This window comes from Mycobacterium sp. 050134 (assembly GCF_036409085.1).
Taxonomy (GTDB): Bacteria; Actinomycetota; Actinomycetes; order Mycobacteriales; family Mycobacteriaceae; genus Mycobacterium.
This window is the reverse complement of record NZ_JAZGLV010000014.1, coordinates 1-12,447: the sequence shown is the minus strand read 5'-3', so window position 1 is coordinate 12,447 and position 12,447 is coordinate 1. Positions and strand designations below refer to the sequence as shown.

Genomic DNA, 12,447 nt, shown 5'->3' with positions numbered 1-12,447 from the left:
GTTTGGCCGCCATACGCCCCAGGCCCGTTCGTACATTTGATGTGTTGGCTCTATCCCATACCAACACCTGGCTATGGCGGCAAGTAACAGTGCGACTCGCTGCTCGTGTCCAATGAAACATCTTAACCGGTCGATGCGACTACAACGCCAATAAACCCGCTCCGCTTGTTTGCTAAGGGTCGGGGCCATCGGCCCCCGGGCAGCATCAGCATGTGGCAGGACCTCGGCGTTTGGGAGCTTACCCGCTGGACCTCGGGGTCGTCAGAACAATTGGAATGACGTTCCTCTGAAAGAGTGGACATGGTTAGGTTGATTGCTGATTGTCCCTGCGGTGATGTCGAAGTCGATGGGCGAGATCGTCTGTCACGAGTTGGCGGAGGTAATTATCAAGTCCTGCAGTAAGATCCGCGTACAACGCGGAAGGAGTCCCGCTTGTAGTACTCGTGTTTGACACGTCGACCACAGCGATCCGGCCCCGGCGTTGTCTCAACATATGCCGGTGGCGCCCATAGAGCGGCGTAGGCCGTGATGGGAGCAGGCTTTGGCCAGGACATAGCTGGTGTACCGGGCGAATTCAATCGGTGGCGCGGGTGTTGAGTGAGATACTGGGGAAGTGAGAGTCGCGGCGTATCAGGCGCCTCACTTGCCGTTTGGGTCGATGGATGCCGTTGGGCTGATCAATGATCAATTGGAACGGTGTGAGCGCGAGGCCGTGGAGCTGTTGTGCTGCCCAGACGCGGTCATTGGAGGTTTGGCCTATGAGCCCGCAGGTCAATCGCCCGACGATGTTGCGCTCAGTTTGGGTGAGTTTCGCGGTTTGGTGAGGCCATTGATGGCCTCATCAGTCGCGTCGGTTATCGGTTTTACTGAGCGTGCCACCGACGGTCGACTCTTCAACTCGGCTGCATTCCTTGCCGACGGCGATTTGCATGCCGTTTACCGCAAGGTCTATCCCGGTTATTGCACGGCAATCTGCGCGGGCACCGAGCTTCCGGTCGCAACATTCAACGACACGACCTTCGGCCTCATGATCTGCAACGACATCTGGTATGTCGAGCCAGCTCGGATATTGGCATCTAAGGGCGCCGCGTTGATCCTGATTCCGACTAATAGCGGGCATATTCGAAGCGAGGAGGTACTGACGCGATTGCGCCGGCGTGGCAAGAATCTGCCTGTGGCACGCGCCGTGGATAACACCGTCACGATCGTCGTGGCCGACATTGTCGGTGAGCAAGATGGGCGCCAGGCCTTGGGAAGCAGCTGCATCATTGATCCCGACGGTGAGGTCCTCGCGGCAGCCACTGATGGCGAGGATGATCTCATTTTCGCCGATCTCCAGCCACACTCCCGCCCGTATGACCCACGCGGGTGGGACGGGCACCTAAACCCAAATGTCAGTAGGGAATACACGTCCCTATTAACGCCAACAACTGACTAACTCGATTCCCGGCGGGTAGTTCAGTCTGCAGCGACGTGGTGTCGGGCTGGAAGGGACGATGAAACACATGGCTGGTCGTAAGCGGCATTCCGCGGAGGACATCGTGCGCAAGTTGCGCCGCGCGGACGAGCTGGCTGCTGCAGGCAAGACCGGTGACGAGATCGCCGCCGAGTTGGGGGTGTCGGCCGCCACGCTGTACAACTGGCGCCGCGCCTACGGCGGCATGGACACCGACGCCGCCAAAGAGCTGTGGGAGCTACGCGAGCAGAACACGCGCTTGAAGAGGCTGCTGGCCGAGGCCGAGTTGGAGAAGGACGCGCTGCGGGAGGTCACTGGAAAATTCTGAGCCCGACTGCCGAGCGGCGCGCCGTGGACATGCTCAAGGACACATTGAGCATGTCGGAACGGTTGGCATGCAAAGCCGTGGGCTGGCCCGCTCCACCTGCCGCCGCCTTCCACAAGCACAGACCCAGGCAAAAATCAGGTCACCCTGGTCCCATCCTCATGGCAGGCGACAGGGCCAGTTCACCCGCCGTCAACAGCGCCGCGCGCTGCACGACCAGATCAACTCGCGCCTGTAAGGATTGATGAGTTACACCAGAGTCCGGCACCTCGTTCATCGGATTGTCTTGGCAGCACCATAGGATCATGAATTGCACGCGTGGACCGCTAGGCCGAAGGCGGATAGGCCGCCTCGGGATGCGACTTGTTGGGTGCCGGAACGCAAAGGACATCATGCACAACGACGCTTCACTGGCCCCCTCCAAGAGCGATCTCGCCGGTGCGGCGGCTGCGAGCAAGCGTGAGTCGCTCCTGGATACCTTTCCCGGTCGGCTATTTATCGTGCGGATTCTAGAATTTGGCTGTGGGTCCGATTACCGGTCACCGCAAGAAATCATCGACTCCCTAACTCCCGATGACCTAATTCGCGCGGCCGCTTCTGCGGTTCGTGACTATCTTTACTCCGATGAATGCCTAAATGTCACAAACCTTGATGCGTATGACCCTGAGCTTCAAGCCGCCGATACCGCGGCATTGGCGGCTCTCGCGAAGTTGTCTACGTTCGCTTCACCGCAGATTCATCAGGGAACACTCACACAGTTGCGCCCACCGCAGATCTGTAATCGAAAACACTTTTGTGCGTTACCGGGCGACGCATTTTGGACCTCGACACCAATGACTGACAACGAGGATTCCTGGCTCATCTCCGGAGAAAACCTGCGCCACGCTAGTCCGCGGTGGGAAGTCCATTTCGACACGACAAAAGCGCGCGTCGCGCGGGTTAATTCGGCACGCGATTGGATTGACTTGATTACATCTAATTCGGTCACCGCGGGCGGTTGTCTATACCCGGATTGGCCGGCACTTGCCCGGTTCTGGGACGCGGTGCACCTGTCGCCTGCGGGATTGGTGCTGGCCCATCCCACCATCTCCACGACCCCGTTTTTCACCACCGACGGGTCCGGCCTCGCCCATAGTGAGGCCGGACCCTATGCCAGCGTGGCGATCTGGTCGGTGGTCTCAACCGCATGGCTCAACACACCGCCGGGCGTCGAGCTCAAAGCGCTCAACAGCGCCGAGTAAAGCCCATTGCGGCACGAAACGCCCGGCACTTGCGTTCTCGATCGCCCGCCGACGTCAGATCAGGCGCGCCGGCGGGCGCGCTGTGACGAACGGTGCCGGTGCAACCACCGCCTGCCTCGCCGTCCCGGAGTTAACTGGCTCTTCCGGAATTAGAGTGCGTCGATTCGTTGGGCGAGGTTGCCGCAGTGCAGTAGTGAGCGCAGTCGGTAGTGGGTGAGGTTTCTAAATCCCAGGGCGTTGCGGCGTAGTGCTTCAAGGCGGCCGTTGATGGCTTCGGTGGGGCCGTTGGAGGCGTGGTGGTCGAAGTAGGCCAGCACGTCGGCGCGGCGGCGCCACAGGGTGCGACCGAGCTGAGCCAGTTCCTCTAGGACGGTGGGCACGCCGCGGCGCAGCGTGGTGATGATCGCGGTCATCATGGTCTTGCCGCGCCGCCGGTCGGGGTGGGCGTAGGCGGCGATGAGCCGTTGGTAGAAGCCCCAGCAGATCTCGACAGGGAGGTGGTCCTCGTCGGCGAAAACGGTTTCCAGCCTGAGCTTTTGGCGGGCTGTCAGGAGGGGCAACCGGGTGCGAAGTGCGCGCCGGACGCCGTAGAGCCGATCCCCGGCGCGACCGCGGTGTCCGCAGGTCTGCTGCTGGATGCGCTGGCGGCACACAGATCCAACTTCAGGCCCGCTAGTGCCACGACGTGGAACGGGTCCATCACCGGTATGGCCTTGGACAATTGCTCGGTGGCCGCGGTCTTGTAGCCACCGAAGCCGTCCATGGCCACGACCTTGACCTGGTCACGAAACGTTGCGGTCTGAGCTGCCAGCCAGGTCCTCAACGCTGCTGCTGAGCGTTCGGGGACCAGGTCGAGCAGTCGGGCGCGGCCGGTGCCCTCCAAGACGGGTGTCAAGTCAACGATCACGGTGACGTAGCCATCGTCACCGCTGCGGCGGGTGTGCGACCAGCGGTGTTCATCGACCCCGATGACCTTCACCTGTTCCAGGCGGGTGCTGTCGGTAGCCACGATCCCCGCGGCGGCGTCGATGGCGATGGTGTTGACGGTGTCCCACGACAGGCCCAGCTCCCGCGCGACAGCGGCGACGGTGGCCCGGTCGATCATCAGCCGGCGACAGATGTAGCGGGCACAACGCCGGGTGGTAGACCAGCCGCGGCGAGCCAATCGATCGGTGTTATGGGCGAATACTTCTCGCTCGCAACCGGAGGACACGCACCGGTAGCGCGGGACTCGAACGTGCAGCCGCAGCGGATGCCCGACTACGGGCACATCGGTGACTCGGCGGATTACGGTGTCGCGGTAGACCCCCGCGATGCCGCACCCCGGACACTCACGTCGGCCGTCGTCAAGCAGATCGCAGAACACCACCGTGGTCACTGAATCGGCCCGGGATGTCCGGAGTCTCCGGACATCCCGGGGCGATTCACGCAGGCCCATCTGGCATTGGTAGTCTTTACAGACCGCAACTTCGGCGAATGGGCGCTGGACGTCTGGCCAACTCTTTCCGATTCGGTTATATCCGAATACACGAGTTCGGCTGCCGCACCGGGCCTTGTCCCCATGTAGTGGACACGGGATTGTGGTTAGGCGGCTTTGGGTCGCGTAGCAGGTATCACGGCCCCTTCGTAGGTAGCGTGGCTGGTGGGATTCATCCGTAGGCTGAATCCCACGGCAGGTCCCGGAGATTGGTGTCAGTACAGGGATGATCTGCGCCGATGTCGAGCCGTGGTGCGAAGCCGTACGTGGTGACTGATGTGTCGGAGGCTGCGATAGCGGCACTGGCGGGGCACCGGGATCGGCACCTGGGCAATCTCGAACTACTGCAGATGAACGCGGCCGACGCGGTGCGGCATCGATCTGGTCGTGCTCAACTCAGTGGTTCGATACTTCCCCAGCGTCGCGTACTTGTCAGACATTGGCGACCGCGCCATTGAGCTGTTGCTGGATGGCGGGCGGCTGTTTCTCGGTGACATTCGGGATCTTCGGTCGGCCGACATGTGCCGGCTGATGGTGGCACGTTGCTCGTCGCCGGCCGGAACTGCCGAGGGCGACATTTGTGCGGCGGCGGCGAAACTAGCCGAGATGGAACGGGAATTACTGGTGTACCCGGACTTCTTCGTGGGCTTGCTCCATTCCTCACGCTGGTGTCGCAGGTTGACATCCGGCTGAAACGCGGCCGGGGCACGAATGGCGTGACGATATCGCGACGCACTTCGGGTCATCGACGTCCCCAACGGAAGACTGACCCTCGTGGCATCGACCCTGCGGATCTCTACCAGGTCGGTGATGACACAGGCTACGACACGGCCGTCACTTGGTCGACCACCTCGTTATCTCACGTCGACGTGGTCTACCAGGGTCTGCCGTTGTCGGTGTCTCGTCGGCGCCTACCAGCCGACCGTGCTCGCGTCGCCTGTCGCGAATGTTCCAGGTTGACCGCACGTTTGGTAGAGTCCGGCCATGATCTGTGGTCGGCCTTAGACGCTCCGCGGACGCGTTGTCCGCGTTATCGAGTTATCGAGTCACCGACCATGAGCCGCGTGCGCCGCGGCCATCGAAATTCTAGGAGTTAGATCTTGTCCAGTACGTCAAGTGCTGGGAGTTATCGGGCCGTCCACGCCATCCCGAACGCCGCTCCGACGTTTGGCGCCGCACTACTGGGGCGTCTGGCTTTCGGTCTGCTTCCCCTAGCCATGCTATTCACCGTTGAACACGCGACCCACTCGTTTGCATCCGCAGGCGGTGTCCTGGCATGCTATGGCCTCACCACTGTGCTGCTGCCCCTTAAAGCGCGGATCATTGATCGCTACGGACAGGCCACGGTGCTGCCGGCGCTGACCGTAGGGTCGGCGGCCGCGCTGGGGGCTATGGCGGCTCTCGACGGGGCCGGTTTGCACGCGCCGGGCCTGTTTGTGCTGCTTGCCATTGTCTGTGGGCTGTGTGCGCCGCCGCTGGGTCCGGCGATGCGAGCCGTTTGGCGCACCCTCACTGACGACACCAACCTCGTGACACGGGCCTACAGCCTCGACTCGGTCTGCGAAGAGGTCATTTACCTGATCGGGCCACTGCTGGTTGGCGTGATGATCACTACCGTGTCCGCGTCGGGAGCGCTTATTGTCGCGGCGGCACTGCTGCTGGCCGGCACCTTCGCCATGTCGGCGATGCCAGCGGTGCGACGTACCAAGGGCACCGTGTCCGGAGAGCCGGTCCGGTTTGATATCGGCCCGCTGCGCTCGGCGGGCTTTTGTCTCGTAGTCCTCACGATCTTGATCACTGCGATCGGCATGAGTGTTGCCATCACCTGCGTTGCGGCACGCGCGCAAAACCACGGGATGCCAGCAGCGGCCGGGTATATCGAGGCCGCCCTCGCGGTCGGAAGCGTGCTCGGTGGTTTGGCGTGGGGACGTCGGCGCCATGCCCGAGCGGTGTCGACACACCTGACGGGCCTGACCGTGACGCTTGCGGTCGGTACCGCGATCGCGGCGGGCGCCGACAACCTGATCGTGCTCGGTGTTGTCATGGCGCTCAGCGGGGTCGCGGTGGCGCCATTGTTCGTTGCGTCGTATCTTGCGTCCGACCAAATGGCGCCGGCGCACCATCGCACTGAAGCGAGCACCTGGGTCAACACGGCCAACAACATCGGCGCGGCAGCCGGTACCGCCGCTGCGGGCATCCTCGTCGACCGTGTCGACACGACGTTCGGCTTCGCCGCCGGTGCGGTCCTACTCGCACTATCTGCCGCGGTGGTGCGGGCCGGCCGCCAGTCGATCGACCACCACGACCAAAACCACACACTTACCGAAGACGCAGTGCCGCAACCATAGCGGCAGTGGTCGAGGATGCGGTGACTACGCTGCCCGCAGGGGCGTTGACTGCAGAGCTGGCCATACCAGTACGTCCGGTACGGTCAGTCGGTTATGGAGGATGGCCGAAGTCTCTATCCGCTGGTCGAGCAGTATGAGTCGGGTGTGCTCGACGTTGGTGAGGGGAACCGTATCTTTTGGGAGGCGTGCGGCAATCCGGCGGGGGTCCCGGCGTTGGGGGTGCATGGTGGGCCTGGTTCGGGCTGTGTGCCGGGTATGCGGCGACCCTTCGACCCGAAGAAGTATCGCCTGGTGTTGTTCGATCAGCGCGGATGCGGCCGCAGCACACCGCATGCCAGTGATCCGTCGGTCGGCCTGGCGGCGAACACGACCGATCACCTGCTCGCCGATATGGAATTGCTGAGGGCCCATTTGTGTGTGGACCGCTGGGTGGTGGCGGGCTGGTCGTGGGGCACCACGTTGGCGCTGGCCTATGCCGAGCAATACCCCGAACATGTTGCCGCACTGGTGTTGACGGCGATCACCACGACCACGGCGCGGGAGGTGCAGTGGATCACCCGCGATGTGGGGCGGCTGTTCCCCGCGCAGTGGGCTCGCTTTCGTGACGGGGTGCCCGAAGCGGATCGGGAGGGCCTCCTTGTTGAGGCCTACGCGCGGCTGCTGCACCACCGCGATCCAGCTATTCGGGATAAGGCGGCGTGGGACTGGTGTACATGGAAAGACAGCCATGTCAACCTCGGGCCGACGCCGCGGCCGCGGCTGGGCAACGCTGAGCCTGGCTTTCGAATGTGCTTCTCGCGCTTGGTCACTCACTACTCGCGGCACGACGCGTGGCGCGGCGAGGGCGAGTTGCTACGCAATGTCAGCAAGATCGCTCATATTCCAGCAGCCGTGATTCACGGACGCCTCGACGTGAGCAGTCCACCAGATATCGCGTGGCACCTCGCGCAAGCCTGGCCCGCGGCAAAGCTGCACATCGTGCCCGCCGCAGGACACTCGGCCGCAGGAGCAATGGCCGACCACGGTGTCGATGCCCTCGATCACTTCGCCGCCACCTTCTAGCCATACAGACTCGGGTGAACCCGACCAGGGCTGCGGTCGCACGCTGCAGGGCGATCCGCGCCGAGTATCAGGCGTGGGCGGACCGCCAACTCGACGAGATCGTGCGGGACTAATCGTTTTGGTTACCTTGTTTTTTCGGATGGATCCGAGTTCGCCGGTCGAGCCGGTGTTGGTCGCCTGGGGCATCACCACCGAGGGCAAACCGGTGTTCGTCGGATTGTCACCTGAGACCGGTGAGTCCACCGACGCGTCGGCCGACTTTCTGACCGGTTGCGCGAACGCGGCCTTGGCACTGCGCTGCTGGTCGTCCCTGAAGGCGCCGAGGGCCTGACCGCGGACATCGAACAACTCTACCCAAATACATTGCGCCTCGGATCTTTAATTCATCGACTCCGAAACGTGCTTGCCAAGATTCCCGCCGGAGGCAAGCGAGGTCCGCGACGGCTACCGGGCGATGTTTGACACCACCGACCTGGGTATCCAAGCGGGGCCCCAGCTGATGGAGATCATCGACAAGCGGACCGAGGCGTTCGCCGCCAAGTACTGCGACCTTTACCCGGTGGCCATGAGGATCCTGCTCAGCGACAACGCAGGGTTGACCGCCTATCTGCGGTTCCCGGTCGAACGCCATGGGCGCGTTCAACATTCGAGTTTCATTGAGCGAACCTTGGGCAGGCCAAGCGACGGACCAAGGTCATTGGCCGATTCCCCGGCGAGACCAGCGCCATCAGCCGGGATCGGGCGGTCGGCGGGCCATCGAGGACCGCAAGGCGTGAGTGTTATGCCGTGAATCGGCTTTCAGTCAGTGCTGTTTAGCGGTTTGAGCTGCACGCTTGGTGGTGTGTTGAGCCACGCGGTGGAGACCACCGACCAGTGCGCCACGCTGGCATAGGGTCCGGCCTCACTATGGGCGAGGCCGGACCCGTCGGTCGTGATGAGGGGGGTTGTCGAGATCGTGGGGTGGGCCAGCAGCAATCCCGCAGCCGACAGGTGCACCGCATCCCAGGATTGGGCAATCGCCGGCCAATCCGGGTACTGGCAACCGTCGGCGGTGATCGGATGTGAGGTGATCAAGGCGATCCAGTCGCGTGCTGAATCTATCCGCGCCACGCGCGCCCGGGTGGTGTCGAAATGGACTTCCCGGCGCGGGCTATCGCGACGCAGATTCTCTCCGGAGATAAGCCAGGAGTCCTCGTTGTCGGCCATCGGCGTCGAAGTCCAAAACGCGCCATCGGGTAACGCACAAAGCCGTTTTCGATTGCTGATCTGCGGTGCGCGCAACTGGGTGAGCGTTCCCTGGTGAATCTGCGGTGAGGCAAACGTGCCGAACTTCGCCAAGGCTGCCAGCGCCACCGTATCGGCGGCCTCATTCTCAGGATCATGCACATCAAGATCGACAACACCGAGCCAGCGATCAGAATATAGGTAGCTGCCGATCGCTGAAGTCGCTCCGCGGATTAGGTCATCAGGGTTTAGCGAATCGATCTTCTCTTGCGGTGAACGGCGATCGGACTTCCCCCCATATGCCAGGATCCTGACGAGGAAGAGCCGGCCGGGAAAGGTCTCCAGGAGCGATTCACGCTTGCTCACAGTCGCCGCCTCACCGACGGGATTTGTCTCGACGGGGCGTCGATGAATGTCGCTGTGCATCATGTCCTTTGCGTTTCGGCTCGCACACGGTTCACGCCGTGCTGGCGCAATCCTATGGGTGTGCGTCGAGGCATCCGGCTGTGAATTTTTCCCGAATTCCTCTGCGGTAGCGGATTGGTGGGTCGTGCAGTGCGCGGACCCGTGCCGACCGACAGTCGATAGCCCCCTTTGGGGTTAGCCTAGAATTTGCGCGTCGGCGTGCTCCGGTGATGCTGGCCCGCGGAAAGCGTTGAGGGATAGCTGTTTTGGGCTTGGGGTGTGTTTGGCCCGCCCGTGTCGCCGGGTGGGCGGGCTTTCCGGGGCCGGTGGGTCTTTCGGGTCGGCGGGGCACGGTGTTGCGGCTGTTTAGGGGAAGGCGGTGCGGAGGCGTTGCCAGGCAGTGCTGATGGCGGTGGCCCAGCGCCAGGTGGTGTCGATGCGCAGCCGTAGTTGGCGGGCGCCGCGGGTGATGCGGGCCGCGACGTGCAGCACCCGGTAGCGGAAGGCGTGGATTTCGCAGCGAGCCAACTCGGGGGTGTCAGTGAAGCCGATCAGTTGGGCCCAGGCGACCAGGTCGGCGGCGGCCAACACGATCTCCAGCCAGGCGGCGTTGGACTGGAAGTCATGGCAGGGCAGGTTGGCCAGGCCGGCGGCTTTGGCCTGGCGGATGCGGTCCTCGACGCGGGCATGCTGGCGGTGTCGTAGTTCCAGCCCGGCCAGCTGGCCGGGCACGGCCCCAGGGGCGGTGTCGGTGATGAACGCGGTCACCCGCATGCCGTCGATGTCGGTGAAGCGCAGCTGCGCACCGGGGTGGGGCCGCTCTTTGCGTAGCACCAGCCGGGTCCCGACCGGCCAGGTAACCAGGTTGACCAGGGGCGTAGCCTCAGCCACCCACGCCCCCTCACGTATCTCGCCGCTGGAGTCGATCGCCGGGTACCAGCCCTCGGCGGGTGCAGGGTGTCCACGGCATCCCAGATGCGGGCATCGACGGGAAATCCGAAGGAGAACCCGACCCCGCGATCACGGCAGGCCTGGGCGAAACGGTGGGTGGCCCGGCGGTGTCGGAGCGCACCACCACCGCCGGCGCGCCCGGATCGTGCGGGTCGGAACGCCACTTCGCTGGTAGCGAGGCCAGCGCCTGGTCAAGGACCGTGACGTGGTCGGCGGCGGTGTTCGAGCCGGCGTTGCCGGCCCGCAACAGCCCGGCCAAAGCCTCACCGCCGGCGATCTCCGGGCGGTCCAAGAACGCCAGCAGCCGGTGGTGGCCGAAGGACTTCTTCCACGTCGGGGCCGCCTCAGCCTTGTTGTCGGAATGGTCGATCACCAGGGTGGCGTCGAAGTCGATATACAGCGGCTGACCACCGATGGGGGCGGCTCCGGCAGCCCAGGCCGCCGCCCGCGCCGCCGCCCGTGCGGCGCGAACCTTCGGCAGGTGCGCGGCGCTTGAGCATCAGCTCAGATGAGAACGGACACCTGCGCGGCAAGTGAAAACGGGGGGACGGCTGCTGACGTGTCACCCACAGCAGTCGACTGCGACCTCGATTGCCGCGCAAATGGCGCGCATCCGCGTGTCGGCCAGGCGACCAACCCGATTGACCAATAGCCCGACCGAGACGCTTTCGACTGAGTCCAAATTCACCGCAGAACGGCGCGGGATCGGGTCGGAATCGGGTTCAAGAACAACTTCGCTGGCCAGCCCACGGATGATTGTGGTGCAGGGGGCGACCAGGGCGCGCCGAAGCCGAGGAATCGCCGCGTCGCGCGACAGTACAACCACCGGACGCCGGCCGATCTCGGCCATCTCACACCACCACACCTCTCCGCGTGCCGGAAGTGCGCTCACGAGTCGCCGGCCGCCCGCCGCCATGACGCTCGGTCGCCCCTAGATCGTCACTGCACCCTGAAATGCGAAGGGGTAATAAGTTGCCGCACCGCGCCACGTCCGCACCGTGCTAGGTTGCTTAATGCGGTTACCTCGAGAGCGCTCGATGCGCTACGATTTATCACTAGGACCATCATGATCGGCGACGTCTCTGGCATCATTATGACTTTAACCAGTCTATGTCAGCAATTTTCTGGTATAGGGCTAAATCTCTCCGGCGTCACCGATTCCGAATTCAGCGATGAATATGTCGCCACACTGGCCACCAATATGGGTGGATCGGTATTGTATGGCACGGGTGGCGCTAGCAAATTTCTATACTCCCGGCTCGATAATCGTGTGATTAAGCAAGCGCGCAATTTTAGTCCATCGGTGGAGAGTAAGAATCCGGCCGCAGCGCGCCCCCGGTATAACGACGACGCTCTAAATAAGCTAGACGAGCTCTTTGCGGAGGCTAAGAAACGTTCCGAAGCAAAAAAGCGGCGAGCCAAAGGTGAAGCAGAAGAGCGGCAAGCCAAAGGTGAGCAGAAGGGCGGCAAGCCAAAGGTGAAGCAGAAGAGCGGAAAGCCAAAGGTTATGACACCATCATCGCCTGGACTATCGTTGCCGTCGACGCTTTGGCGCTGACGACTGGATTGGCAGAGCCGTATCCAGGGAGTAACTTAAAAGCCGGCTCGGCTCAGTGGATGGAAATCCATGAATTGTTGGGGTCGGCATATCGGGGCGACAGTTGGCAGGGCTCGGCGGCGCAGGCTTATGCCGGCCAGATCGCCGATCAACAAGATCGTGCACGGGTGATGGCCGATCTGGACAGCAAGCTGGCAGACATCGTGAAGGATCAGGCCGACTGGACTAACCACGTGCGTATGAGCCTGGGGATCTTGACCGCTGTGCTTTCCGCAGCATACGTCGTCGAGCAAGTCATCAGGTTTAATCCGGCACTGGGCGGCACGGCCGTAGCGATACCTTTCGCGGTTGTCGTTTGCATGCTTGGGATCACTGCTGCGATGGGGATGATTACTACTTT

Annotated in this window: 10 protein-coding genes and 3 pseudogenes; 9 read left to right on the top strand and 4 right to left on the bottom strand. The window is 62.9% G+C overall.

Annotated features, from left to right (window positions below; all coding sequences use genetic code 11):
- Window positions 1-613 precede the first annotated feature (613 nt).
- The 3 genes from SKC42_RS17510 (at window position 614) to SKC42_RS17500 (ending at window position 3,022) form a co-directional block, all read left to right on the top strand.
- On the top strand, window positions 614-1,438 hold the full coding sequence (locus SKC42_RS17510) for a carbon-nitrogen hydrolase family protein (RefSeq protein ID WP_330965550.1): 825 nt from the start codon (window positions 614-616) through the stop codon (window positions 1,436-1,438).
- A gap of 67 nt (window positions 1,439-1,505) precedes the next feature.
- A complete protein-coding gene (locus tag SKC42_RS17505; protein WP_330965549.1) occupies window positions 1,506-1,784 on the top strand; it encodes a transposase in 279 nt (92 codons plus the stop codon).
- Window positions 1,785-2,173: 389 nt separating this feature from the next.
- Window positions 2,174-3,022, top strand: coding sequence for a hypothetical protein (locus tag SKC42_RS17500; protein ID WP_330965548.1), 849 nt, complete (start codon window positions 2,174-2,176; stop codon window positions 3,020-3,022).
- A gap of 149 nt (window positions 3,023-3,171) precedes the next feature.
- Here SKC42_RS17500 and SKC42_RS17495 read toward each other — a convergent pair.
- Window positions 3,172-4,460, bottom strand: a pseudogene (locus SKC42_RS17495) (ISL3 family transposase).
- A 426-nt stretch (window positions 4,461-4,886) separates the two neighbouring features.
- Between SKC42_RS17495 and SKC42_RS17485 the strand changes: the two are divergent.
- From SKC42_RS17485 to SKC42_RS27780, 4 genes and pseudogenes are all read left to right on the top strand, one after another.
- Entirely contained in the window at window positions 4,887-5,192 is a 306-nt protein-coding gene (locus SKC42_RS17485) for a hypothetical protein (RefSeq protein ID WP_330965547.1), read from the top strand.
- A gap of 407 nt (window positions 5,193-5,599) precedes the next feature.
- A complete protein-coding gene (locus SKC42_RS17480; RefSeq protein WP_330965546.1) occupies window positions 5,600-6,847 on the top strand; it encodes an MFS transporter in 1,248 nt (415 codons plus the stop codon).
- A gap of 93 nt (window positions 6,848-6,940) precedes the next feature.
- Entirely contained in the window at window positions 6,941-7,909 is a 969-nt protein-coding gene (pip, locus tag SKC42_RS17475) for a prolyl aminopeptidase (RefSeq protein ID WP_330965545.1), read from the top strand.
- 44 nt (window positions 7,910-7,953) lie between these two features.
- Window positions 7,954-8,662: pseudogene (locus SKC42_RS27780) on the top strand (transposase); the annotation flags it as partial.
- A 45-nt stretch (window positions 8,663-8,707) separates the two neighbouring features.
- Here SKC42_RS27780 and SKC42_RS17465 read toward each other — a convergent pair.
- From SKC42_RS17465 to SKC42_RS17455, 3 genes and pseudogenes are all read right to left on the bottom strand, one after another.
- Entirely contained in the window at window positions 8,708-9,499 is a 792-nt protein-coding gene (locus tag SKC42_RS17465; protein ID WP_330965543.1) for a hypothetical protein, read from the bottom strand.
- Between the two features lie 405 nt (window positions 9,500-9,904).
- Window positions 9,905-10,979 (bottom strand): annotated as a pseudogene (locus SKC42_RS17460) (IS1380 family transposase); the annotation flags it as partial.
- 72 nt (window positions 10,980-11,051) lie between these two features.
- Window positions 11,052-11,381: a type II toxin-antitoxin system PemK/MazF family toxin gene (locus SKC42_RS17455; protein ID WP_330965542.1), complete on the bottom strand. Its 330-nt coding sequence runs from the start codon at window positions 11,379-11,381 to the stop codon at window positions 11,052-11,054.
- A gap of 174 nt (window positions 11,382-11,555) precedes the next feature.
- Here SKC42_RS17455 and SKC42_RS17450 point away from each other — a divergent pair, with 174 nt between their 5' ends.
- Together SKC42_RS17450 and SKC42_RS17445 are read left to right on the top strand one after the other, a co-directional pair.
- Window positions 11,556-12,047: a hypothetical protein gene (locus SKC42_RS17450; protein ID WP_330965541.1), complete on the top strand. Its 492-nt coding sequence runs from the start codon at window positions 11,556-11,558 to the stop codon at window positions 12,045-12,047.
- Window positions 12,038-12,447: EspA/EspE family type VII secretion system effector (locus SKC42_RS17445; RefSeq protein ID WP_330965540.1), on the top strand; the 410-nt coding region annotated here is incomplete at its 3' end. The genes SKC42_RS17450 and SKC42_RS17445, both read left to right, overlap by 10 nt.

Excerpts from the sequence above, each read along its gene's own strand:
- pip (WP_330965545.1), top strand. The coding sequence starts at position 6,941 with ATGGAGGATGGCCGAAGTCTCTATCCGCTGGTCGAGCAGTATGAGTCG.
- SKC42_RS17500 (WP_330965548.1), top strand. The coding sequence starts at position 2,174 with ATGCACAACGACGCTTCACTGGCCCCCTCCAAGAGCGATCTCGCCGGT.
- SKC42_RS17450 (WP_330965541.1), top strand. The coding sequence starts at position 11,556 with ATGATCGGCGACGTCTCTGGCATCATTATGACTTTAACCAGTCTATGT.
- SKC42_RS17505 (WP_330965549.1), top strand. The coding sequence starts at position 1,506 with ATGGCTGGTCGTAAGCGGCATTCCGCGGAGGACATCGTGCGCAAGTTG.